Source organism: Erwinia tracheiphila, assembly GCF_021365465.1.
In the GTDB taxonomy this organism is placed as follows: Bacteria; Pseudomonadota; Gammaproteobacteria; order Enterobacterales; family Enterobacteriaceae; genus Erwinia; species Erwinia tracheiphila.
Window position 1 is genome coordinate 3,117,360 of the sequence record NZ_CP089932.1, and the last position, 23,721, is coordinate 3,141,080.

Sequence of the window (23,721 nt, forward strand, 5' to 3'; positions counted from 1 at the left end):
GATTATGGCTGTAAACTAATTTTTTTGAATTTGGTTTACAAGACATTTTATGACCCCATCCGATCTGGCGTTTGACCGCGAACACATCTGGCATCCCTACACCTCCATGTCACATCCGCTACCGGTTTATCCGGTGGTGGCCGCGCGAGGAACCTCGCTTTTTTTGCACGACGGACGCGAACTGGTTGACGGCATGTCCTCATGGTGGGCGGCGATTCATGGTTATAACCATCCACGCCTCAATCAGGCGATGCGGTCACAGATTGATCAGATGTCACACGTGATGTTCGGTGGCATTACCCATCCGGCAGCGGTGGCGCTGTGCCGCCAGCTGGTGGCAATGACGCCGCAGGGTCTGGAGTGTGTTTTTCTGGCGGATTCAGGTTCCGTGGCGGTTGAAGTGTCCATGAAAATGGCGCTGCAATACTGGCAAGCACGGGGGGAACGTCGCCAGCGTTTTCTCACGCTGTGCAATGGTTACCACGGCGATACCTTTGCCGCCATGTCGGTGTGCGATCCGCACAACTCAATGCACAGCCTGTATCAGGGTTATCTGCCTGCTCATCTGTTCGCCACCGCTCCACAATGTCGTTTTGGCGACAGCTGGCAGGAAAAGGACGTGGATGATTTTGCCCGACTGATTACCGCCCACGCGGGGGAACTGGCAGCAGTTATTCTGGAGCCGGTGGTACAGGGTGCAGGTGGCATGCGCTTTTATCATCCTCAGTATCTGCAGCGGGTACGGGAACTGTGCAATCGTCAGGGCCTGCTGCTGATTGCCGATGAAATTGCCACCGGGTTTGGCCGTACCGGCAGGCTGTTTGCCTGCGAGCATGCAGGGATCACTCCTGATATTCTCTGTGTGGGTAAAGCGCTGACCGGGGGCACCATGACGCTGTCTGCCACACTGACCACGCGCGACGTGGCAGAGACTATCAGCAACGGCGAAGCGGGCTGCTTTATGCACGGCCCGACCTTTATGGCCAACCCGCTGGCCTGTGCCGTCGCCAGCGAAAGCCTGGCCATATTGCAGGAAAACCACTGGCAGCAGCAGGTTGCCGCCATAGAAAGCCTGCTTCGCGCCGCACTGCTGCCGCTAAAAGAGAAAGCCGCTGTTGCCGATGCCCGGGTGATGGGTGCTGTCGGCGTGATTGAAACCCATCATCCGGTCAATATGGCCCTTATCCAGGCGTTCTTCGTTGCCCGTGGCGTCTGGCTACGTCCCTTTGGCAGGCTGATTTATATGATGCCACCTTATACGATCACGCCTGAAGCACTGACAAAGCTGATTGAGGCGATTGCCGAGGCGCTGGATGACCCTTCCCTGTTCAGCCAAAGCAGTCAGTCATAATCAAACCATAGCGTAGCTGTGGCTATAACGCTGCCCGGGCTAAGAGACGCAGCGTCAAAAATTTTGTAAGAGGCATGCATTTCAATGGCGGTATCGGTGATTACGTCGCCGCGGGCAAGGGTCAGCAGCGACGTGGCCCGCGCGGCATTGCCTGGGTCAGCCAGCATGACCGGACTGCCGCTGTCAGTGGTCAGCGCTATCCCCACGCCGGATGAACCCGACACACCGTTGCGCATGATATACTGATTGCCGTTAACCAGATCGGCACTGGAAAGCCAGGCATTTACCGGGCGTGTCGCTCCGCCCGCCAGGGTGTTCGCACAGCTGACTGGCAGCGTAAAGGCCGTGCTGCCATCTTCGAATCCCTGACCGAGTAAGTTTAGCGATACCCGAGGAAGCATTACCGTTTGATCGGGCATCTGGCAGGTGGTTTGTGCAGGATTAAACGTCACCGTTAGCGATTGATAGCCCAGATAATCATTGTTCCAGTTGCCCGATGCCACCACCCGTGCCACCTCATCCATTGTCGGTACCTGTCCGGTGAGACCGACCAGATTGGCATTGTGTATTACCATTGGCACGATGGTGGCGATGCCGCCCGATGCAATAGTGTAGTAATTGGTGTCCGTTACACCCGGATCGCCGTTCAGCAGGGTTGCCGTCAGAACATAGCTGTAGTCAGCACCATTCAACACCACCCGACCGTTTTTGTACGTTTCCATGCTGGTATAGTCGCTAGTTTGCAATTTTATCCAGCGGTCACTGCCCGCCGAGTCGGTAAAGCGGATCCAGTATCCTTGCGCTAACGGACTGATGTAATGCACATTATTCGATTTAAGGATAAAAACATAGCAGTTCACCGGTGCCTGCCAGGTTGCCGCTCGCGTTTCTGAATGCGTGTCCTGGCTGGTCAGTAAATCTGAAAGGTTAAGCGTATCCGTCGCCTGCACCGTTGAACCAGAGATCAGGGCGCAGCCGGCCCACGCCCCGTAAGTGAACAGCAGCAGTAAGCTACAACATAAGCGCAATATATTTTTCATGATTAACGTCCCTTTAGACCGGTTACCGATAAGTCTCTTCAAAGAGCACACAGCTGTTTTTTCCTTCCGCTGTCGGGTGGTGAATACGGCAACTTTTACGCATCTGCCCGTCGCTGAGGCGAATGACCAGCCATTCGGGCAGCTGGTCCGCCTTGATATATAGCTTGCTTCCCTGGGCGACATAGCCCAACGGTTCCCCTGCAACGTCGGTGATATCTGTGCCAAACGGCAGCGGTTCTCCATTTTCGAATCGGGCAGGCATCACAAAGACCTTACGGGTATCAGTCTGATAACGCAGGTAGCTGATGCTGCCGGCCCAGGGTGCCACAAAACCGATATTGCCCTTTAATTCCGCCCAGTCATTTCCGGCATCCCCCTGTTCAAGGCGAAAACTGTTCATTTTATAAGGCGTGGCTGACGGTATCAGCGCCCGTCCCTGCCGGTTGGTTTTATTGTCTGCATTACCGTTCACCGTCGCACCGACAATCCCCGGCGCATCCAGAATAGCAAAGGTATTTCCCGTACTGGCAGACGTCAGCAGACCTTCGCGCCATATCAGTGCGCTGCCGCTGACCCCGCCGCCAATTTGACGATAATGAGAAGCCTGACTGAAATTATGGTTAACGCGCGCATAAGGCGTTCGCCACGTGCTCCACCAGCCAACAGCGGCGGTGTCCTCACTTCGGTCCTCACTGTAGTTGAGATTGTAATCAACGCGAGAGGTCGTGCCGTTTATCCCCGTCTGAATACCATTGTATTTGCCCTGTTTCATTGAACTGCGTAGCGTCAGCCCGGTGCGCTTGCCTGAAAGGACGAAAGGCAGATTGACGGCGAGGTCGATGCGCCGCTCATCGTAGCTTCTGTGATTACCGTAATGCTGCTCATCGTATTCATCCCTGCTGTCCATGCTGTCAAGATGATAGAAATTCCGTCGCAGCGCCAGGCTCCAGTTGGCATGATGGAAGGTGTTGCTCCACGTCAGGCTGAACTGTCGGGATGATTGTTCACTGTTCCAGTATTGTCGCCAGAAACCGCTGAGAGCCACCCGTCCCCAGCCCTCCGCTAGCGTCTGATCAAGATTGGCGCTGAAGGTCTGCCGATTGCGCTTCCAGTGCGTCGTGGCGGTTTTATGCTGGCTGATAGCGCGGGTTTGCACCGCATCATAAAAAGAGTAATAGTCCGACGTGTGGTAATACCAGCTCGCCAGCGTGAGATTAAGATCCCCAGGAAAATAGCGACTCCAGGATAATTTCAGGCGCTGGCCGTGGCGCGTTCCACCCTCTTGCGGCTCTGCCGACGCCACATCCACCGAGCCGGAAAATGAACCCAGCAGCGGCACACTAATGGCACTCCCCAGCTGCAGGGACTGATAATCTCTGGCCAGCGTGACACCACCATAGCCGGTCAGGTAGTTATTAACACCCCAGGCGGCATTTCCCTGCAGAAAACCGGGGTGATAATCAACGCCGTGGATCTGCACATTGCCTGCGGTTACCAGCCACTCTGCCGACCCCATGCGCAGCATGTCGCTGGCGGTCGAATAAGGCACAATGAAGCGCTCAAGGGAGCCGTCCGAATTGTCCACTTCAACGGTCAGATCGTTACGCGCGCCTGACGGCATTAAATCGGTAATTTCAAATGGACCGGGCGGCACGTTAATTTGATAGAGCAGCGTACTGTTTTGATAAACCTTAACCACCGCGTTACTCACTGCGGTGCCGCGAATCACGGGCATATAGGTCCGATAAGCGTCAGGATACATTCTCGCTTCCTGCTTCAGGGTTACTCCACGAAATCGCAGATTATCGAACAAGGGTGAATTGGTGTAACCGTCACCGACACGAATAAGCGAGCGGTACGACGGCAACGCTCGCTCGATATAGCGTGAATTATTGCTCCACGACCCTTTATTCTTTCTGTTGCGCAGGAAATTGCTGTTGTCGCTCAGTTGCCAGGCGGCCAGGTTCAGCCCGCTTTTCAACGTGAGAAAAATATTATCCGCACTACCAAAGCCGTCTTTGCGTTCTGCGTGGTAATAGCTGAGATGATAGTTAGTATAAGCACCGTTAATACCCGGGTTCCATCGCTCTGGCGCGACCCAGCGACGCGGTTGAGCAATAACATATGCCTGAGGTATCGTCAGATTGAGACGTAATAAGCCGGTATTCAGACTGACGCTGCCGCCATACAGCAGTGCAGAAAGGTCTGTCCAGTCGCGCTCTTCACTACCCTTCGGCAGAGGCTTTACTGACAGCGCAGTAATAGCGGCGTGCTGGACGGCAAATGTATGACTGTCGGCAACCCAGACCGGAAAAGTGCCGCGCCACTCGCCGTTAACATAGATGTCCAGATCATAAATACCCGGAGAAAGGCGTTTTTCACTGTTATTCCAGTCTGCCAGAGCAGAGTTGCCAGCCATCAGGCTGGTATTAAAACGTGCGCTGGCTTCCGCCTTGCACATCAGCAGGCTCATTATTCCGCCAGAAATGAATACGGTTAAAATAGCCTGCGAGAGTAATCGGCCCAGCGCTTCCATGGTATCCCCTGAAAAATCCGTTTTATTTTTTTAGCGTCACAACGACGGGTGTTCGGCCTCCGAAGTCATCAATGTAAACCAACTGATAATGACCCGGTGCGGGGCTGAGTGGTTTTTCCGCAACGCCCGTGCAGCTGAAAGGTGGAATGAACAAGGTTTTTTCCAACAAATTATCCTGTCTTTTTCCCTGCTGTACCCGGCTACTTTTCCCATCCCATTTCATCAGCTGCACCACGGTTAAATAATAGGGGGAGTCATTATTAATACAGACTGCCGGATGCTGTGCTTTCAGTCCCAGATGTTGGGCGATGGACTGAGGCGAAATCATTAATTTTTGTGGGCGCCAGAATATTTTTATACGGTTGCGAATGGCCACCTGCATGTAATTGAGACTTGCATCGAGATTCTCTGGTGTAGGCGGAATATCCAGCACATTGAGCCAAAATACAGATTCACGATCCTGCGGTAATTTATCGGCCGTGCTGTCACGACTAATTTTTAGTATTTGTCCCTCGTTACCGTTCACTTTCACCACGGGAGGGAAAATCATAAAAGGTGTAACGATATTTTCCGGCTTTTCATTTTGTCGTCCATCATCTACCCATGCCTGGATAAGATGTTGACCCTGACTTTTATTAATAAGCTGAACCGACACGCTTTTTGCTTCTGCCGGAAAAATAACGCGTGTACTGTTAATAATGACATTGGCATTAACACCAGGAATAAAAAAGACACACCCGATAAGAAGAATCACTGTTCTCACGGCCGCTCCTGAAATAAATAAAAAAAACGGGAAGGCGAGTGCCTTCCCGCCAGCAAATTATTCGTAGCTAAATGTGTAGGTTGCCGTCGTCACCACCGACCCCGTGGTGACGCCGCTACCACCATAGTTATAGTAGTTGGCGTACAAACTGATATCTCCGTTCGCACCCGTATCGTAGGCGCTTACAGCTGAAGATTTCGTGGTACTCAGACCGGTGCTGATAGCCTCATTCATTTTGACGATGGAAGTGCCATCCTGAGTAATCGCAATTCCGACACCCTGTGCCGAGCCGGATTCATTTTTCAAATAATTCATATCATCTGAAACGTTAGAGCCGGTAAAAATAATGTTCAGCGCCTGCGCCGCCGAGCTGCTGTTATCAAAACCAGTACAGCCCGCTACATTAATGGTGAAGGGTGTGCTGCCTGAGCTAATCACACCTGTGGTGGTACCAAGTGCATCACGGGTAACCGGTGAAACAACCACAGTAAAATCAGAACCATTATTGGTGGTAACATCACAGGTGGCGTCACTGACCGCACCGCTGAAAGTAATTATTCCACCCGCAACGGCATTGCTGGTTGCTGCTATCGCCTGCCCGGAAAACACTGCACCCGTGAGCAGGCTAATTATACTGACTAATTGTAATTTATTCATTTCAGTCCCTCTTGATATCCGCGATCCTGCGGTTTTATTTCCTGATATCACTCTTTTCAAAAATAGGATAATGCCTGACTGGTTGTAATCATCATCCTCTTTCCGGTTGCATTCTCTAATTTTTCCTGGCCAGATGTAAATAACAAAAAATTATTTTAATCCAATCAAAAAGAGAAAAACACGGCGATGTTAATTAATAAATAAACACGCTGGCGATATAACTGGAAAAAACACGTCAGATTTATTCTTAAAGCAATAACCTGAGTCTTAATCAAAAAAATACAGCTGATAAGCCAATGTTTATTTCAATACTAATTCCTGTAAAAAAATGCGTTTAACCCACTGATCTTATCAATAGCGGTCATCACTGCAGTGCTGATTTTTTACATTTTTTAAATAACCCTTTTGTTATCAAAAAAATGATAATCAGAGGCACAGCAAATACGCTCTGAAAAGCAACAGAAAGATTACTAAAAAATATTTTATAATGGAAAATCAAATTTTTTGTTGTTTATGAGAAAAAACTCAGTCAGAATCGCTACCTAACTCTGAAAAAATGCATAAATCCCGCCGATGCACCACCATTTTACAGACTAAAATGCTTAATAAAAGAGGAAAATATGCCGCAAGACAAACATATCAATCGTCGTATCGTACTCGCTTCTCGTCCCCACGGCGCACCGTGCTCCACGAATTTCCGCATGGAAACAGAACATCGTCCCGTTCCGTCAGCAGGACAGGTTCTGTTGCGCACAGTCTGGCTGTCACTCGATCCTTATATGCGCGGCCGGATGAACGATGCCCCCTCTTATGTTGCCCCCCTTCAGATAAATGAAGTGATAAGTGCAGGAACCGTCGCTGTGGTTGAACAGTCCTGCCATGATGATTACCAACCTGGCGACTGGGTTGTCAGCCAGAACGGCTGGCAGGACTTTGCCCTGTCCGATGGTAAAGGGTTGTTCAGGCTCAGTGGGCCGGTACTTAACCACCCTTCATGGGCATTAGGATTGCTGGGCATGACGGGCTTTACCGCCTATATGGGGCTGCTGGATATTGGCAACCCGCAGCCGGGCGAGACCGTGGTAGTCGCCGCTGCCACCGGGGCAGTGGGGTCAATCGTTGGGCAAATTGCTAAACTGAAAGGCTGTTATGTGGTGGGCATTGCTGGCGGCAGTGAGAAATGCCGCTACGCAGAAGACGTACTGGGTTTTGACCGCTGTATCGACCATCACAGCACCGACCTGGCAGGATCCCTCAAACGCTACTGCCACGATGGCATTGATGTGTATTTTGAAAGCGTTGGCGGCAAGGTTTTTGACGCTATCCTGCCGCTGATGAACACGCAGGGACGCATTCCGGTGTGCGGGCTGATTGCCCATTATAACCGCACTGACGCCGCTTCAGGCCCTGACCAGCTTCCACAATTTCAAAGCGCTATCCTGCGTAAACGTCTGCGCGTTCAGGGATTTATTATTAACCAGGATTATGGTCATCGCTTCGATGAATTTTTTAAACAAATGAGCCAGTGGGTTGCGGAAAATCGCTTCACTTTCCCTGAGGATATTACTGACGGGCTGGATAACGCACCTGAAACCTTTACTGGTATGCTGGCAGGCAAAAATTTTGGCAAGGTGTTGATAAAAGTCGCTGGCGACCACCCCTGAGGAGAACAGAATGAAAATCGTGATGGTGCTGACCTCCCACGGCAAACTGGGTGACACCGACAAAAAGACCGGGTTCTGGCTGGAGGAGTTCGCCGCCCCCTATTATGTATTCCGCGATGCGGGAGTCAGTGGCGTGCTGGCATCCCCTGCGGGCGGTCAGCCGCCGCTCGATCCCTTCAGCGATCAACCAGATGCGCAAACGGCCGATACCCAACGTTTTCGCCAGGATATCGCGGCGCAACAGGCGCTTGCGAATACACAACAACTGGCAACCATTGACAGCAGCAACTTCGACGCGGTGTTTTATCCCGGGGGTCACGGTCCACTCTGGGATCTGGCGGAGGATCGCCACAGCATTGAGCTGATTGAAAACTTTTATGCCAATGGCAAACCCGTTGCGGCGGTTTGTCATGCCCCCGGCGTGTTACGCCACGCCAAAAATACCGACGGCACCCGGTTAGTGGCCGGTAAACGCGTAACTGGCTTCAGTAATAGTGAAGAGGACGCCGTTGGACTGACAAATGTGGTACCTTTTCTGGTCGAGGATGAGCTGAAGGCGCTGGGTGCCCACTACGAGAAGACCGAAGACTGGGGCGTGTTCACCCTCACCGACGGTCTGCTGGTCACCGGACAGAATCCGGCCTCATCCACCGCCGCAGCCACTGCGCTGCTTAAACTGCTACAACCATAAACACTAGGAGGTGGAATGAAACTGTTTAGCCGGGACTTCAATGATGGCGACAAATTGCCGGAGCGTCAGGTTTTTAACGGCATGGGCTACAGCGGTGACAATCTGTCACCGCATCTGGCCTGGGACAACGTTCCCCTCGGTACAAAAAGTTTTGCGGTGACCTGCTACGACCCGGATGCCCCAACCGGTTCTGGCTGGTGGCACTGGGGCATAGCTAACCTGCCCGCCGATACCCGCGTATTGCCACAGGGTGCCGGTTCCGGCCTGTCTGAGCTGCCCGACGGAGCAGTACAGACACGCACAGATTTTGGTAAAGCGGGCTACGGCGGCGCAGCACCGCCTAGAGGCGAGAGTCATCGCTATATTTTCACCGTTTATGCACTCGACGTGGAAAGACTGGAGGTGGATGAAAACGCCAGCGGGGCTTACCTTGGCTTTAATATCCATTTTCATCAGCTGGGCAGTGCGTCAATAACGGCTGTCTATAGCCAGCCGGACGCCTGAAAAATAAAGGGGCGATAGCTCGCCCCTTTATTACCCGCAATGCTCAGATTTGCGCGATAGTCACCCACATCGGTCCCTGCCCCACGGCATAACGCGCCAGTGGCTCCAGTAATCCCTGAGATTCACTGATTTTATAAACTTCAATATGGTGCGACTTCTGTCCAGCTGAAATCAGAAAACGACCGCTGTTGTCAATATTAAAGCCGCGAGGTTGGGTTTCAGTGGGCTGGTGTCCTTCCACCGTCAGTCTGCCACCATCCCGCGTAACGCTGAACAGGGTCAGCAGACTGGCGGTACGATCGCAGCTGTAAAGATGACGGCCATCAGGCGTCAGATGAATATCCGCCGCCCAGCGCGTGCCGTTAAAACCAGCAGGCATCATATCCAGACTTTGTACCCGTGCCACTTCTCCGTTTGCATTGCCCAGCTGCCAGACATCCACGGTACTGTCGAGTTCGTTAACGCAGTAAGCATATTGTTTGCCGGGATGAAACACCATATGCCGCGGGCCGGCACCTGCAACAGTCGCAACCTGAGGCTGGATATGCGGGTGCAGTTCGCCATTTTCATTCAGGTCAAACAAACAAATGCGATCCTGTTTCAGCGCCGGCACAAACAGCGTTTTATTATCCAAATCGATATTCGCCGAGTGGCACCCCTCCAACCCATTGATAACCTGAAGTGGCGAACCCGGCAGGCCATCTTCTCCAATTGGCGAGACGCTGGCGCAGGCATCATTGTAGGAACCAACAAAGATAAACCGCCCCCGGCGATCGGTGGAAATATGTGTCGGACTGCCCGGCAGCGGGGCATGGCCCGCTTCCCTCAGCTTACCGTCACCGTCGATGCTATAGGCCACGATACGAAATTCTGGGCGCACGCCAACATAGAGAAAACGGCTGTCCGGGCTGACCACCATCGGCTGCACCTGCCCTGGCGCATCCACCACCTGCAACAGCGCCAGCGCACCATCATCATTAAGCTGCCATACGTGAATTTGTTGGCTTTCCGGGCTGGCGGTATAGACGACTTGTTTCATCGGTACTCCTTGTTTCGGGATAGTCTTCGCAGCAAAGGGTAGCCTGTTTTTCCCTGTCGCGTGAATCGATTATCGTGAGCAATTTTGTTGAGGGCAGCACAGGGTGTACACTCGATCTTTCCCTATCAGCCACTTACGGACCTCTTTATGAGCTATCGCATCATTGCTTTGGACCTCGACGGCACCCTGTTAACGCCCCGCAAAACGATTCTTCCTGAGTCTCTGATCGCACTGCAAAAGGCCCGCGAGGCTGGCGTCAAAGTGATTATTGTCACCGGTCGCCATCATGTTGCCATTCATCCTTTTTATCAGGCACTGGCCCTTGATACACCTGCAATCTGCTGTAACGGCACCTATTTGTATGATTATCATGCAAAAAGGGTTCTCAAATCCGATCCACTGCCCAACGCGCAGGCGCAACAGGTTATTCAGTTGCTGGATGAAGCCGGCATTCACGGCCTGCTTTATGTCGATAACGCCATGCTCTGGCAGACAGAAACTGTCCATGTTACCCGCACTATTCAGTGGGGGCTGTCGTTGCCTGAACAGCAGCGCCCTCTGTTCACAAAAGTGGACAGTCTGGCAGAAGAGGCAGAGCGGGCAGATAACATCTGGAAATTTGCCCTGTCGCACACCGACACGGTCGCTCTGCAACGCTGTGTTGATAGCATACAGGCAAGGCTGGGACTGGCGTGCGAATGGTCATGGCAGGATCAGGTGGATATTGCTAAATCCGGTAACAGTAAAGGGAAACGCCTGGCTGAGTGGGTGGCGGCGGAAGGACTGCAAATGAGCGACGTGCTGGCCTTTGGTGATAACTACAACGACCTGAGCATGCTGGAAACGGCCGGCCTCGGCGTGGCAATGGGCAACGCCGACGACGCAATAAAAATCCGTGCGGGCCGGGTTATCGGCAGCAATCTGGAGCCAGGCATAGCAGAAACAATTTACCATGAGGTGCTGTAATGGGTTCAGGGAGTGATGGCCACGCTTTTAATCTGCGCCCAGAGCCACATTCCCGGTTTGATCATCAGCTCATCTTTTGCCCATGGTGTAATCCTTGCCCAGAGTTCACTTAATCCCACCAGCAGCCTGACCTCTATCTGCTGGTCAATTTCCATCAGTTCTGCAACCTGTGCCGGAATAACATTGCGAATGCTGCTGTTAAGCGGCTGCTGCAGGACCAGTGAGACATCATCTGACTGGATGCGGATGCGCATTGGCGTTTTCAGCGGCGCATCCACCCGGCTGACCCAGATATGCTGATCGCCCAGCGACAGCGCCGTCATCGCATAGTGTGGATGCTGATCCAGCACCTGTACACGCAGTACGCTGCTGAGTTCCGAACGGGGCAACCAGGGGCGCATCGCGCTGCTGGCCCAGACTTTCTCCAGCGTATCCAGCGCCTTGACCTCGCCGTTATCCAGTAGCAATACATGATCCGCCAGCTGCAAAATTTCATCAAGGCTGTGGCTGACATACAGAATCGGCATCGCCACCTCTTTTGCCAGCGCGTGTACCCAGGGCAATAGCTCCCGCTTACGTAGCAGATCCAGCGACGCCAGCGGTTCGTCCATCAGCAGTATTTCTGGCGCGGTAAGCACCGCCCGGCCTATGGCCACACGCTGTTTTTCTCCGCCCGACAATCCGCCCGGAAAGCGATCCAGAAGATGCTCAAGGCCCAACAGCCTGACCAGGGGATCAAACCGGGCACGCATCAATTTTGGCATGCCGTAGGTCAGGTTACCGCGCACCCGATAATGGGGAAACAGCCGGGCATCCTGAAACACATAGCCAGCGCGACGTTTTTCCGGCGGGAGAAACAGCCCGGAGGCCGCATCGCTGAGTAGCCGACCGTTCAGGACGATACGGCCTTCCTGCGGCTGCGACAGTCCGCCGATGGCGTTAATTAACGAGGTTTTTCCCGCGCCGGAAACGCCAAAAATAGCGGTGATCCCCTTCCCAGGGAGCCGGGCATGGATGTTAAGCCGATGATTGCCCAGGCGTTGGGTAAAATTGAGTTCTAACATTCGCCCCCCAGCCGCTTACGGCCCCGGCGAGCCAGCCATTCCGACGCCCATAGCGATGACAGTGACAGCACAATCGCAATCACGCAAAGTCGGGCGGCAGCGTTCTCGGCCCCTGGCGTTTCAATCAGTGTATACATTGCGGAAGGCAAGGTGCGGGTCTCGCCGGGAATGTTAGAAACAAAGGTAATGGTAGCGCCAAACTCACCTAACGAACGGGCAAAGGCCAGCACCATTCCCGCGATAATTCCCGGCAGCATCAGCGGCAACGTAATGGTGAAGAATACCCGCCACCGACCAGCACCCAGCGTGCGGGCAGCCAGTTCAATTTTGCTGTCAATGCCCTCAAGCGCCAGGCGAATCGCTCTGACCATTAACGGAAACGCAATCACCGCAGACGCCAGCGCGGCACCGCGCCAGCTGAACGCAAAGGTGAAGCCAAACCAGTTATAAAGGTGTTCACCTATCAGGCCGCGACGACCAAACCCCAGCAGCAGCAGGTAGCCAACCACCACTGGCGGCAGAACCAGCGGCAGGTGGATCAGGCTGTCAAGCAGCGTTTTGCCGGGAAAGCGGCAGCGTACCAGCAACCAGGCTATCAGTATCCCGAAAGGCAGGCTGCACAGCACCGCCACGGTGGACACTTTGAGGCTGAGGGCGACGGCCTGCCATTCGGGATCGGTTATCATAATTTTGGCGTAAATCCGTAACGTTTGAACACGGCCGCTGCTTCCGGCCCCTGTAAATAGTGATAAAACGCTGTCACTGCCGCAGTATGCTGCTTGCCAGTCATTGCCATTGAGTATTCCACCGGTTTATGGCTGTTTTCAGGAAACACACCGACCACCGTGACTTTTTTACTGGCCAGTGCATCCGAGCCATAAACGATACCGTAAGGTGTTTCACTGCGTTCAACCAGCGCCAGCGCGGCACGCACGCTGTTTCCCCGTGCGAGGACAGGCTCCAGTTCAGACCAGGCCCCCAGCTTTTGCAGCGCCTCTTTAGCATAGATGCCAGCAGGCACGTGATCCGGGTCGCCAACCGACAGGCGTTCACCTTTCAGCAAGCTTTTCCAGTCGGTAGAGGCAGATATCGTTACCTTTAACGTCGGGACTGCCGCAGGCGCTACCAGCACCAGATCGTTACCCAGCAGGGTGACACGGCTGGCAGGATCGATGCTTTTTTTGTCTGCCACATAGTCCATCCACTGTTGGTCCGCAGAAATAAACAGATCGGCCGGCGCACCCTGTTCAATCTGACGAGCCAGCGTTGAGGAAGAGGCAAAAGAACTGACCACCTTTACGTCTTTGCCTTTTTGGTATTGATCCGCAATATTGTCGAGCGCGTTGGTCAATGATGCCGCAGCAAACACGGTAATATTATCTGCCGCAGACACCTGCATGACAGCACAGGCACCGATCGCGGTACACAAAACAAAATGGTGTAATTTCACGGACATGGTGTTCTCCAGAGAGGATCGTTACACGTCTGATACTATAACGAAGCAAAAAACACTGTCACTGGAATTATCGGCAGGAATGGCCGGAAGTTGAACCGATGCAAAAAACAAACGCCCGTTGATGCGGGCGTGAGGAGGCAGAGAGATTACCGGCGATTCTTCGCGAGCTGGTCATCACGATGACCTATTTTAGAGATAACGTTAAAGATTTCACCCAGTCCATAAATCAGCCCCAGGATGATTGCCATGGCCACGGGCACCATCAGAATAGCCTCACCAAGACCAATCAGTAATTCCAGCATGATTGTCTCCATTGCCGTTTGGCAGAAAGGGGCCATTGTATCGGCAACAAAAAAAACTGCACTGCCCTTTTGTGCGTTTTATTTTTATCAGCATAACACCGCCTGTGCGGCATCGAAAACCCTGTGAACGTTTGACACGCGCCGGACAGACTGTCCATAGTCTGTAGACAAGGCATTAAATGGAATAAACCATGTCAACATTGCATATTTCGCAAAGTCTTTTTTATCTTAATGAGTACCGCAATCTGACGCTGGGTGATATTACCCTTAATGTCGGTGAAAGCCGGGCTTTTGTGGGGGCTAACGGTAGCGGTAAGTTTTCGCTGGCGCGTGTGTTATCGGGTGAACTGAACGCAATCAAGGGCGATGTAGTCAATCAGTTCTCCCGCCCTGTCCGGCTTTCTCCTGAACAGCTGCAAGCGCTGGTTGCCGATGAATGGCAGCGCAATAACACCGATATGCCCGGCGTGGACGAAGATGATACCGGGCTAACCACTCAGCAAATCATCGAGGAGAGAATAAAAATTCGGCTCTCTGCCAGCGTCTGTCCGGGCAGTCTGGCATCAACCACCTGCTGGCGTGTCGTTTCAAATATCTCTCTACCGGGGAAACCCGTAAAGCCTTGCTGTGTCAGGCACTGATGTCGCCGCATGATTTGTTAATTCTTGATGATCCTTTCAACGGGCTGGATGTGGCTTCCCGATCCAGTCTGGCTGACGTGCCGGCGATCCTTCATCAGCAGGGCGCCACCGTGGTGCTGATTTTAAATCGTTTTGATGAGATTCCTGCCTTTACCGGCCAGGTTGGTGTCCTGGCCGAATGTACGTTGAGCCATACTGGCCTGCACGATGATGTTCTGGCAGAAGCGCTGGTTGCTCAATTAGCTCACAGCGAAAATCCGCAGAGCATCATGCTACCGGAAGCAGACAATATTAAAGAGGCCAGCATGGCCGCGACTGTTCCCCCGTTATGCTGCGTAATGGCGTGGTGAGCTGGAATGATAAAATGCAACAGGACGATCTCTGAAAATTTCCGGGCTTGAAATCTATTGAACACTGGCCCGGCAAACCCAGACCATTCAGTAAAAATCATTCAAAAACAGAGTGTAACGTCACAGGGGCATTTTCATCGGATCGGGATACTGATAGTCAAATCCCAGTTCCTGACATAGTCTGCTGCCGTCGATCAGTTTTCCGCTGCCCGCGTCCGTTTGCGCCATAAAAACGGGCGGCGTGAGGCCGAGCTGGCGGGCAACGGCCGGATAAAACACGTTGCGCGCAGGATGTGCCGATGCACTAAGATTGTAGACACGCCCCCCTTTGGGCGTTTGCAGTAACAGCGTTATAGCGCTGATCACATCGTCCAGATGAACCAGATTGACCCCATGACTGCCGTCGGCAAGGCCAGTTTTTCCGGCAAGAAAGCGGCCCGGATGGCGTCCAGGCCCCACCAGCCCGGCAAGGCGAAGAACATCCACCGAGGTGCCAGGTAAATCATGCAGCCAGGCTTCCAGCTCTTTCAACGTTTTGCCTGCTACCGTAGTGGGTTGCAGCGGGCTGTTCTCCTTCATTGCCCCTTCGCCATTGCCATAAACTGATGTTGAGCTGGTAAAAATAATTCTGGGGATCTTAAAGGACAGCGCGCTGTCGACCATTTGCTGAACCGCCAGAAGGTAGGCTCCACTTCCTTCCGCTGTCCGGCTTACCGGTAAGGTAATCACCAGCGCATCCGCGTTTAATAATGCTTTGAGATCGTCTGCTTTACAGACCAGCTCGGGGTTCAGCTTCAGGCAATAGCCCTCAATGCCGCACTTTCTTACTGCTTCCACTCCGTCCGCGGTGGTTTTGGTGCCGGTGACATGCCAGCCGTGCGCCATCAATGATAATCCCAGCGGCATCCCCAGCCAGCCCAAACCGACTATCGCAACTTTTCTCATCTTTTCTGCTCCCATGACTATTCACACTGACAAACGCTACATTACGCCAGCCCGACATGAATGATAACCTGCAGATGATGGGAGAATTTTTCATGGTTGACAAAAAAATGTTGCGTGTGGGACGCAATCTGGTTAGGTTATCGCTCACGAAATAAATATCCATTCATCCAGGAAAATTTATGAAACGCGTTCAGTTTAACCATCATCATCACCATCATCCTGACTAGCCTTTCAGGCGATGTGTGCTGGAAGACATTCAGGATCTTCCAGTGGTGCAGGACGTGAGAGAGCCCCCGGAAGATCGCCTTCCGGGGTTTTTTTTTGGGCTATTAAAATGCGCTGTGAGCTACGCACTACGGCTCCAGTCAGACAGGTAAAGAGGATAAGTACCATGTTAGATAACACCCGTTTACGCATAGCTATGCAAAAATCTGGCCGTTTAAGTGATGATTCCCGCGAAATGCTGGCGCGCTGCGGAATAAAAATTAATTTACAGCAGCAGCGCCTGATAGCTTTCGCAGAAAACATGCCAATTGATATTTTGCGCGTACGCGACGACGACATTCCCGGTCTGGTTATGGACGGCGTGGTAGATTTGGGCATTATTGGTGAAAATGTCCTCGAAGAAGAATTACTTACCCGACGTGCCCAGGGCGAAGATCCGCGCTATTTTACCCTGCGTCGCCTCGATTTTGGTGGTTGCCGCCTGTCGCTGGCAATGCCCGTTGATGATGAATACACGGGGCCGAAATGTTTACAAAACACCCGTATTGCCACCTCGTATCCTCACCTTCTCAAGAAGTATCTCGACAAACAGGGCGTTTCATTTAAGTCATGCCTGCTTAATGGTTCCGTTGAAGTCGCCCCACGGGCGGGTCTGGCCGATGCAATTTGCGATCTGGTTTCCACCGGAGCAACCCTTGAAGCCAACGGCCTGCGTGAAGTCGACGTGATTTACCGCTCCAAAGCCTGCCTAATTCAACGGGATGGCGAAATGCCAGCGGCAAAGCAGGAGCTGATAGATAAACTGCTGACGCGAATCCAGGGCGTAATTCAGGCTCGTGAGTCAAAATATATCATGCTGCACGCACGCGGCGACCGCCTGGAAGATATCATTTCTCTGCTGCCGGGTGCTGAACGCCCTACCGTATTGCCGCTGGCCGGGGATCAAAGCCGCGTTGCCGTTCATATGGTCAGTAGCGAAACGCTGTTCTGGGAAACCATGGAAAAACTGAAAACCTTGGGTGCCAGTTCGATTCTGGTATTGCCCATTGAGAAGATGATGGAGTAATTCATGACTGACTTTGCCACCCCCATCGACTGGCAGACATGCACGCCAGAACAACAGCAGGCGCTGTTAAGCCGTCCCGCCCTCAGCGCTTCTGACAGTATCGCGCTAACCGTGCGCGATATTATCGAAAAGGTCAAAGCAGAAGGCGACGCCGCCCTGCGCCACTACAGTGCCACCTTTGACAAGACTGACGTAACCGCGCTGCGCGTCACTGAGCAACAGATTGCCGATGCCACCGCGCGACTGAGTGATGAGATTAAACAGGCGATGGTGGTTGCGGTCGGTAATATTGAAACCTTTCACCTCGCGCAGAGATTGCCACCGGTCGATATTGAGACCCAGCCCGGCGTGCGCTGCCAGCAGATCACGCGTCCGCTCGCTTCCGTAGGCTTGTATATTCCGGGCGGCTCCGCACCGCTGTTCTCCACTGTACTCATGCTGGCAACACCAGCCCGCATAGCCGGTTGCCAGCGGGTAGTTCTCTGCTCACCGCCGCCGATTGCCGACGAAATTCTCTATGCGGCAACGCTCTGTGGCGTGGAAGAGATCTTTCAGGCTGGCGGCGCACAGGGCATTGCCGCACTGGCACTGGGGACTGAGTCAGTCCCTAAAGTGGATAAAATTTTCGGACCGGGCAATGCTTACGTCACGGAAGCAAAACGTCAGGTCAGCCAGCGACTGGACGGTGCCGCCATTGATATGCCGGCTGGCCCTTCAGAAGTGCTGGTGATCGCCGATGACGAGGCAACGCCCGATTTTGTTGCCTCAGACCTGCTTTCACAGGCCGAGCACGGCCCTGATTCTCAGGTCATTCTGTTGACGCCTTCATTACAGATGGCCGAAGCCGTGGCTGCAGCCGTCGCGCAACAGCTGACCACGCTGCCTCGTGCGGAAACGGCAAGAAAAGCGCTGGAAAGCAGCAGGCTGATCGTGGCAGAAGATATGCCACAGTGCGTGGAAATCAGTAATCGTTACGGGCCTGAACACCTGATTATCCAGACCCGCAACGCCCGCGATTGGGTCGGGCATATCACCAGTGCCGGGTCGATATTTCTTGGAGACTGGTCGCCGGAATCCGCAGGTGACTATGCTTCCGGGACTAACCATGTGCTGCCAACTTACGGCTACACGTCAACCTGCTCCAGCCTTGGGCTCGCTGACTTTCAGAAGCGCATGACGGTGCAGGAGCTTACTAAAGAAGGATTCCGTGCGCTGGCCCCCACCATTGAGATCCTTGCCGCCGCAGAGCAGCTTATCGCCCACAAAAATGCCGTTACCCTGCGTCTTAACGCGCTTAAGGAGCAAAAATGAGCACCCCGATTGAGCAGCTTGCACGCGCGAATGTGCGGGCACTTATCCCTTATCAGTCTGCCCGACGTCTGGGCGGAAATGGCGATGTATGGTTAAACGCCAATGAATATCCGCTGGCGGTACCCTTTAACCTCAGCCAGCAGACGCTGAACCGCTATCCTGAATGCCAGCCAAAATTGGTGATTGAACGCTATGCCGCTTACGCTGGCGTCACCCGCGACCAGCTGCTGGTCAGCCGGGGAGCCGATGAAGGGATTGAGCTGCTGATCCGCGCCTTCTGCGAACCGGGCAAAGATGCCGTGCTGTTTTGTCCACCCACCTACGGTATGTACAGCGTCAGCGCGGAGACCTTTGGTGTCGAATATCGCACGGTAGAAGCGCAGAACAGCTGGCAGCTGAATCTTCCGGCTATTTCGCAGAAGCTGGATGGCGTCAAGCTCGTCTACGTTTGCAGCCCCAATAATCCTACTGGCAACCTGATTAACCCGGAGGACATTCGTCAGTTGCTGGAGATGACCCGTGGTAAGGCGCTGGTGGTGGCCGATGAAGCCTATATAGAGTTTTGCCCGCAGGCCACACTCAGCGGCTGGTTAAAAGCGTACCCGCATCTGGTTATTTTACGCACGCTGTCAAAAGCCTTTGCCCTCGCCGGGCTACGCTGTGGCTTTACCCTGGCCAATGCGGACGTCATTGCGCTACTGATGAAGGTCATTGCGCCTTATCCGCTGGCGACACCGGTTGCCGATATCGCGGCGCTGGCCCTGAGCGATGACGGTCTGGACCTGATGCGAGAACACGTCAGTACGCTTATCACCAACCGCGAGAAGCTAATCGCCGATCTGCGCAACTGCCCCTGCGTTGAACATGTCTGGAACAGTGACACCAACTATGTGCTGGCACGGTTTTCTGCCTCAGGCATGGTCTTTAAAACACTGTGGGATCAGGGCATTATTCTGCGTGATCAAAACAAACAGTCGGGGCTCTCAGGATGCCTGCGCATCTCGGTGGGAACCCGTGAAGAGTGTGACCGTACTATCGCCGCACTGATGGCATTGCCCGGCGCATCCGTTTCCCTGGAGCAAGCATGAGCAACAAAGTTCTTTTTATCGATCGTGACGGCACGATTATCTCTGAGCCACCCGAGGATTTTCAGGTGGACCGCATGGATAAGCTGGCCTTTGAGCCGGATGTTATCCCCACCCTGCTGGCGCTGCAGAAGGCCGGGTTTCGGCTGGTCATGATCACCAATCAGGATGGTCTGGGCACCGACAGTTTCCCACAGGTGGATTTTGATAGCCCGCACACGCTGATGATGCAGGTGCTGACCTCCCAGGGTATTGCGTTTGATGAGGTGCTGATCTGCCCACATAAGCCGGAAGATAACTGCCACTGTCGCAAACCGAAAACCAGTATGGTGACGCCGTGGCTGGCGGAAGGCGCAATGGACACGAGCAACAGCTTTGTTATTGGTGACCGCACTACCGACCTGCAACTGGCAAGCAATATGGGTATTGCGGGCCTGCACTATTGCAGAGACAGCCTCAACTGGCAGGCTATTGGTAAGCAGCTCACGCAACGTGATCGCCATGCGCTGGTTGAGCGCAATACCAAAGAAACACAAATTCGCGCTGAAGTCTGGTTGGATCGCGAAGGAGACAGCCAGTTCAATACCGGCGTCGGTTTTTTTGACCATATGCTTGACCAGATCGCTATACACGGTGGCTTCCGCATGAATATTCATGTGAAAGGCGATCTCTACATTGACGATCACCACACGGTAGAAGACACCGGGCTGGCGCTGGGGGAAGCGCTACTGAAAGCACTGGGTGACAAACGCGGCATTGGCCGTTTTGGATTTGTTCTGCCGATGGATGAATGTCTGGCCCGCTGCGCGCTGGATATTTCCGGCCGACCGCATCTGGAATATAAAGCTGAGTTTAATTATCAGCGCGTGGGTGATTTAAGCACCGAGATGGTGGAACACTTTTTCCGCTCGCTATCTTATTCCATGGCCAGCACGCTGCACCTGAAAACCAAGGGTAAGAACGATCATCACCGCGTGGAAAGTCTGTTTAAAGCCTTTGGCCGCACCCTGCGCCAGGCAATTCGCGTTGACGGCAACACCCTGCCCAGCTCGAAAGGAGTGCTGTAAATGAAAGTGGTGATCCTCGATACTGGCTGCGCCAATCTCTCCTCGGTAAAATGGGCGATTCAGCGTCTGGGCTACCAGCCAGAGGTCAGCCGCGAGGCTGATATTGTGCTTCAGGCCGACAAGCTCTTTCTGCCCGGCGTCGGCACCGCCCAGGCTGCCATGACCCAGTTGCAGGCGCGGGGTTTGATCCCGCTGATTAAAACCTGTACTCAGCCGGTGCTGGGTATCTGCCTCGGCATGCAGCTACTGGGCACGCAAAGCGATGAAAGTGGAGGCATTCCCACGCTGGGCATTATCGAACAACCGGTGATTCAGATGCAGGACGTTGGCCTGCCACTGCCGCATATGGGGTGGAACCAGATCTCCGCTCAGGTCGGTAACCATCTGTTTCGGGGTATCCCGGACAGCTCATATTTCTATTTTGTTCACAGCTATGCCATGCCGCTAAACGCCAACACCATTGCACAATGTAACTATGGTGAACCCTTTACCGCCGCTGTGCAAAAAGACAATTTCTTTGGTGTGCAGTTTCACCCGGAACGCTCCGGCGCAGCAGGCGCACAGCTGTTGAAAAACTTTCTGGAGATGTAACGGGCATGATTATTCCCGCATTAGATTTGATTGACGGCAAGGTTGTGCGTCTGCATCAGGGTGATTACGCACAGCAGCGAGACTATGGCAGCGATCCCCTTCCGCACTTACAGGATTATGAGTCACAGGGTGCCGGGGTTCTGCACCTGGTCGACCTGACTGGCGCCAAAGATCCGGCCGCACGGCAGATCCCGCTGCTGGAAAAACTGCTGGCAGGCGTCAGCGTACCGGTGCAGATTGGCGGCGGCATCCGCACCAGAGAAGATGTCGATGCCCTGCTCACTGCCGGTGCCAGCCGCGTAGTGGTCGGCTCCACCGCGGTCCGGCAGCCTGAAGAGGTGCAGGCGTGGATTAATGCATATGGCCCGGAAGCTATCGTGCTGGCGCTGGATGTTCGCATTGACAGCGAAAACCGCAAGGAAGTGGCGATCAGCGGGTGGCAGGAAGCCACGGGCATAACCCTGGAAGAGGTTATCGAACAGTTTCAGCCTGCGGGCCTGAAACACGTTTTGTGCACCGATATTTCCCGCGATGGCACACTGAGCGGCTCGAATGTCGCGCTGTACCGGGAGGTCTCCGCGCGCTACCCGCAAATTGCGTTTCAGTCTTCCGGGGGCATCGGCTCGCTGGCTGATATCAGCGCCCTGCACGGTTCCGGTGCACAAGGGGTCATCGTTGGCCGTGCGCTGCTGGAAGGAAATTTCACCGTGACGGAGGCAATACAATGCTGGCAAAACGGATAATTCCCTGCCTGGACGTGCGTGATGGTCAGGTGGTCAAAGGCGTACAGTTTCGCAACCATGAGATCATTGGTGATATCGTGCCGTTAGCCCAGCGCTACGCTCAGGAAGGCGCAGACGAGCTGGTTTTTTATGATATCACCGCGTCTTCAGATGGCCGGGTGGTGGATAAAAGCTGGGTGTCACGCGTGGCAGAGGTCATTGATATTCCCTTCTGCGTAGCGGGTGGGATTAAGACCGAGGAGGATGCCGCCCAAATACTCTCGTTTGGCGCAGATAAAATTTCCATCAACTCCCCGGCGCTGTCCGATCCTGAACTGATTACCCGCCTTGCTGACCGCTTCGGCGTACAGTGCATCGTGGTCGGAATTGACACCTGGTATGACAGCGAAAGCGGCAAATACCACGTTAACCAATATACCGGAGACGAAAGCCGTACCCGCGTCACCCAGTGGGAAACGCTGGACTGGGTGCAGGAAGTGCAAAAGCGTGGAGCTGGTGAAATCGTGCTTAATATGATGAACCAGGATGGCGTGCGAAACGGCTACGATCTGATTCAGCTGCAAAAGGTTCGCGAGGTTTGTAATGTGCCCCTGATTGCCTCCGGTGGCGCAGGCACCCTTTCGCATTTCCATGAAGCCTTTCGCGATGCTGATGTGGATGGCGCACTGGCTGCGTCGGTGTTCCACAAACAGATTATTAATATCCATGAACTGAAAGCCTTCCTGATTGAAAAAGGTGTGGAGATCCGCGCATGTTAACAGAACAACAGCTGGCCCGGCTCGACTGGGTGAAGACCGACGGTATGATGCCGGCGATCGTGCAGCATGCCGTTTCTGGCGAAGTATTGATGCACGGTTATATGAATCAGCAGGCGCTGGAAAGGACGTTGGAAAGCGGCAAGATAACGTTCTGGTCGCGCACCAAACAGCGTTTATGGACCAAAGGTGAAAGCTCTGAACACTTCCTTAATGTGGTCAGCATCACCCCGGATTGCGATAACGACACGCTATTGGTGCTGGCAAATCCAGCAGGCCCAACCTGCCACCTTGGGACCTCCAGCTGTTTCTCTCCTGCAGCATCTGACTGGACTTTTCTGTATCAGCTTGAGCAGTTGCTGGCCGAGCGGAAAAACGCCGATCCAAAAAGTTCTTACACGGCCAGCCTGTATGCCAGCGGCACCAGGCGTATTGCGCAGAAGGTAGGGGAAGAAGGTGTGGAAACTGCACTGGCAGCGGCCATTAATGACCGCACTGAGCTGACCAATGAAGCTTCCGATTTGATTTATCATTTGCTGGTGCTGCTGCAGGATCAGGATCTTAATCTGAGCACCATCATTGATAACCTGCGTCAACGGCATAAATAGCCGCAGATAGCGGCGTCAGCTACGGACAGATCATAGGCTTACTGAGGGTACAGTCAGGCGAAACCTTCCGCCTGACTGTTTTGGCCAGGCAAACATTATTCTCCATGTGGCAACACGTTATGCGTTATTTCATGAATGCTGCGAGGTAACCGGGTAATGATGATATCTTATGACGGGTCAACAGTTATCGCCGTTGCCAGAACCGCTTGTTTAGGCCAGTAAAAATTCATTTTCGCAGGAAGTTGTTGTTCAGACTCAGCAAGAGGTGATACGTCGAAAAAGTCAACCAGTACAGTCAACG

Annotated in this window: 26 protein-coding genes and 1 other annotated feature; of the genes, 16 read left to right on the forward strand and 10 right to left on the reverse strand. The window is 53.5% G+C overall.

Annotated features, from left to right (window positions below; all coding sequences use genetic code 11):
- Positions 1 to 49 precede the first annotated feature (49 nt).
- Positions 50 to 1,351, forward strand: coding sequence for an adenosylmethionine--8-amino-7-oxononanoate transaminase (gene bioA, locus LU633_RS16360; protein ID WP_016189795.1), 1,302 nt, complete (start codon positions 50 to 52; stop codon positions 1,349 to 1,351).
- On the opposite strand, the gene LU633_RS16365 is transcribed toward bioA, so the two are convergent.
- The 4 genes from LU633_RS16365 to LU633_RS16380 are packed head-to-tail and all read right to left on the reverse strand — an operon-like array spanning position 1,342 to position 6,347.
- Positions 1,342 to 2,391 (reverse strand): fimbrial protein, encoded by a 1,050-nt coding sequence (locus tag LU633_RS16365; RefSeq protein ID WP_016189796.1) that lies wholly within the window; start codon positions 2,389 to 2,391, stop codon positions 1,342 to 1,344. The two genes, bioA and LU633_RS16365, sit on opposite strands and share 10 nt — an antisense overlap.
- A 22-nt stretch (positions 2,392 to 2,413) precedes the next feature.
- Entirely contained in the window at positions 2,414 to 4,927 is a 2,514-nt protein-coding gene (locus LU633_RS16370) for a fimbria/pilus outer membrane usher protein (RefSeq protein WP_016189797.1), read from the reverse strand.
- 22 nt (positions 4,928 to 4,949) lie between these two features.
- Positions 4,950 to 5,690 (reverse strand): fimbrial biogenesis chaperone, encoded by a 741-nt coding sequence (locus LU633_RS16375; RefSeq protein ID WP_051124325.1) that lies wholly within the window; start codon positions 5,688 to 5,690, stop codon positions 4,950 to 4,952.
- Between the two features lie 57 nt (positions 5,691 to 5,747).
- Positions 5,748 to 6,347: a fimbrial protein gene (locus tag LU633_RS16380; RefSeq protein ID WP_016189799.1), complete on the reverse strand. Its 600-nt coding sequence runs from the start codon at positions 6,345 to 6,347 to the stop codon at positions 5,748 to 5,750.
- Positions 6,348 to 6,967: 620 nt separating this feature from the next.
- Between LU633_RS16380 and LU633_RS16385 the strand changes: the two genes are divergently transcribed.
- Genes LU633_RS16385 through LU633_RS16395 form a run of 3 tightly spaced genes read left to right on the forward strand, consistent with a single transcriptional unit; the run spans position 6,968 to position 9,206 of the window.
- Positions 6,968 to 8,011: an NADP-dependent oxidoreductase gene (locus LU633_RS16385; RefSeq protein WP_016189800.1), complete on the forward strand. Its 1,044-nt coding sequence runs from the start codon at positions 6,968 to 6,970 to the stop codon at positions 8,009 to 8,011.
- Between the two features lie 10 nt (positions 8,012 to 8,021).
- The gene (locus tag LU633_RS16390; RefSeq protein WP_016189801.1) at positions 8,022 to 8,702 is read left to right on the forward strand and encodes a type 1 glutamine amidotransferase domain-containing protein; all 681 of its coding nucleotides are present in this window, start codon (positions 8,022 to 8,024) and stop codon (positions 8,700 to 8,702) included.
- Between the two features lie 15 nt (positions 8,703 to 8,717).
- Positions 8,718 to 9,206 (forward strand): kinase inhibitor, encoded by a 489-nt coding sequence (locus LU633_RS16395; protein ID WP_016189802.1) that lies wholly within the window; start codon positions 8,718 to 8,720, stop codon positions 9,204 to 9,206.
- Between the two features lie 43 nt (positions 9,207 to 9,249).
- Here LU633_RS16395 and pgl read toward each other — a convergent pair whose 3' ends face one another.
- The gene (pgl, locus tag LU633_RS16400; protein ID WP_016189803.1) at positions 9,250 to 10,245 is read right to left on the reverse strand and encodes a 6-phosphogluconolactonase; all 996 of its coding nucleotides are present in this window, start codon (positions 10,243 to 10,245) and stop codon (positions 9,250 to 9,252) included.
- Positions 10,246 to 10,392: 147 nt separating this feature from the next.
- Between pgl and LU633_RS16405 the strand changes: the two genes are divergently transcribed.
- The gene (locus tag LU633_RS16405; RefSeq protein WP_016189804.1) at positions 10,393 to 11,211 is read left to right on the forward strand and encodes a pyridoxal phosphatase; all 819 of its coding nucleotides are present in this window, start codon (positions 10,393 to 10,395) and stop codon (positions 11,209 to 11,211) included.
- Between the two features lie 5 nt (positions 11,212 to 11,216).
- On the opposite strand, the gene modC is transcribed toward LU633_RS16405, so the two are convergent.
- The 4 genes from modC to LU633_RS16425 form a co-directional block, all read right to left on the reverse strand.
- Positions 11,217 to 12,275: a molybdenum ABC transporter ATP-binding protein ModC gene (gene modC, locus LU633_RS16410; protein ID WP_016189805.1), complete on the reverse strand. Its 1,059-nt coding sequence runs from the start codon at positions 12,273 to 12,275 to the stop codon at positions 11,217 to 11,219.
- A complete protein-coding gene (gene modB, locus LU633_RS16415; RefSeq protein WP_016189806.1) occupies positions 12,269 to 12,961 on the reverse strand; it encodes a molybdate ABC transporter permease subunit in 693 nt (230 codons plus the stop codon). The genes modC and modB overlap by 7 nt, the downstream gene beginning before the upstream one ends.
- Complete coding sequence (gene modA, locus LU633_RS16420) at positions 12,958 to 13,731, reverse strand: molybdate ABC transporter substrate-binding protein (RefSeq protein WP_016189807.1); 774 nt, start codon at positions 13,729 to 13,731, stop codon at positions 12,958 to 12,960. Before modA ends, modB begins: the two co-directional genes overlap by 4 nt.
- A gap of 146 nt (positions 13,732 to 13,877) precedes the next feature.
- Positions 13,878 to 14,033 carry an AcrZ family multidrug efflux pump-associated protein gene (locus LU633_RS16425; RefSeq protein WP_016189808.1) on the reverse strand — a complete coding sequence of 52 codons (156 nt, stop codon included), beginning with the start codon at positions 14,031 to 14,033 and terminating at the stop codon, positions 13,878 to 13,880.
- A 191-nt stretch (positions 14,034 to 14,224) separates the two neighbouring features.
- Here LU633_RS16425 and LU633_RS16430 point away from each other — a divergent pair, with 191 nt between their 5' ends.
- Positions 14,225 to 14,674, forward strand: a complete 450-nt coding sequence (locus LU633_RS16430; protein WP_051124326.1) for an ATP-binding cassette domain-containing protein — start codon at positions 14,225 to 14,227, stop codon at positions 14,672 to 14,674.
- A complete protein-coding gene (locus LU633_RS16435; RefSeq protein ID WP_051124327.1) occupies positions 14,674 to 15,024 on the forward strand; it encodes a hypothetical protein in 351 nt (116 codons plus the stop codon). The genes LU633_RS16430 and LU633_RS16435 overlap by 1 nt, the downstream gene beginning before the upstream one ends.
- 120 nt (positions 15,025 to 15,144) lie before the next feature.
- Here LU633_RS16435 and LU633_RS16440 read toward each other — a convergent pair whose 3' ends face one another.
- Positions 15,145 to 15,969 (reverse strand): SDR family oxidoreductase, encoded by an 825-nt coding sequence (locus LU633_RS16440; protein WP_016189809.1) that lies wholly within the window; start codon positions 15,967 to 15,969, stop codon positions 15,145 to 15,147.
- A 179-nt stretch (positions 15,970 to 16,148) separates the two neighbouring features.
- On the opposite strand from LU633_RS16440, the gene hisL reads away from it, so the two are divergent.
- The 9 genes from hisL (at position 16,149) to hisIE (ending at position 23,420) form a co-directional block, all read left to right on the forward strand.
- Positions 16,149 to 16,196: a his operon leader peptide gene (gene hisL, locus LU633_RS16445; protein WP_118665699.1), complete on the forward strand. Its 48-nt coding sequence runs from the start codon at positions 16,149 to 16,151 to the stop codon at positions 16,194 to 16,196.
- Positions 16,172 to 16,293 (forward strand) — a sequence feature (His leader region). Its footprint overlaps the gene before it by 25 nt.
- 67 nt (positions 16,294 to 16,360) lie before the next feature.
- Entirely contained in the window at positions 16,361 to 17,260 is a 900-nt protein-coding gene (gene hisG, locus LU633_RS16450) for an ATP phosphoribosyltransferase (RefSeq protein WP_016189810.1), read from the forward strand.
- A 3-nt stretch (positions 17,261 to 17,263) separates the two neighbouring features.
- The gene (gene hisD / locus LU633_RS16455) at positions 17,264 to 18,571 is read left to right on the forward strand and encodes a histidinol dehydrogenase (protein ID WP_016189811.1); all 1,308 of its coding nucleotides are present in this window, start codon (positions 17,264 to 17,266) and stop codon (positions 18,569 to 18,571) included.
- On the forward strand, positions 18,568 to 19,659 hold the full coding sequence (gene hisC, locus LU633_RS16460) for a histidinol-phosphate transaminase (RefSeq protein WP_016189812.1): 1,092 nt from the start codon (positions 18,568 to 18,570) through the stop codon (positions 19,657 to 19,659). The genes hisD and hisC overlap by 4 nt, the downstream gene beginning before the upstream one ends.
- Complete coding sequence (hisB, locus tag LU633_RS16465; protein WP_016189813.1) at positions 19,656 to 20,723, forward strand: bifunctional histidinol-phosphatase/imidazoleglycerol-phosphate dehydratase HisB; 1,068 nt, start codon at positions 19,656 to 19,658, stop codon at positions 20,721 to 20,723. The genes hisC and hisB overlap by 4 nt, the downstream gene beginning before the upstream one ends.
- Positions 20,724 to 21,314, forward strand: coding sequence for an imidazole glycerol phosphate synthase subunit HisH (hisH, locus tag LU633_RS16470; RefSeq protein WP_016189814.1), 591 nt, complete (start codon positions 20,724 to 20,726; stop codon positions 21,312 to 21,314).
- Between the two features lie 5 nt (positions 21,315 to 21,319).
- Positions 21,320 to 22,057: a 1-(5-phosphoribosyl)-5-[(5-phosphoribosylamino)methylideneamino]imidazole-4-carboxamide isomerase gene (hisA, locus tag LU633_RS16475; RefSeq protein WP_016189815.1), complete on the forward strand. Its 738-nt coding sequence runs from the start codon at positions 21,320 to 21,322 to the stop codon at positions 22,055 to 22,057.
- Positions 22,039 to 22,815, forward strand: a complete 777-nt coding sequence (gene hisF / locus LU633_RS16480; RefSeq protein WP_016189816.1) for an imidazole glycerol phosphate synthase subunit HisF — start codon at positions 22,039 to 22,041, stop codon at positions 22,813 to 22,815. Before hisA ends, hisF begins: the two co-directional genes overlap by 19 nt.
- The gene (hisIE, locus tag LU633_RS16485; protein ID WP_016189817.1) at positions 22,809 to 23,420 is read left to right on the forward strand and encodes a bifunctional phosphoribosyl-AMP cyclohydrolase/phosphoribosyl-ATP diphosphatase HisIE; all 612 of its coding nucleotides are present in this window, start codon (positions 22,809 to 22,811) and stop codon (positions 23,418 to 23,420) included. Before hisF ends, hisIE begins: the two co-directional genes overlap by 7 nt.
- Positions 23,421 to 23,721: the final 301 nt, after the last annotated feature.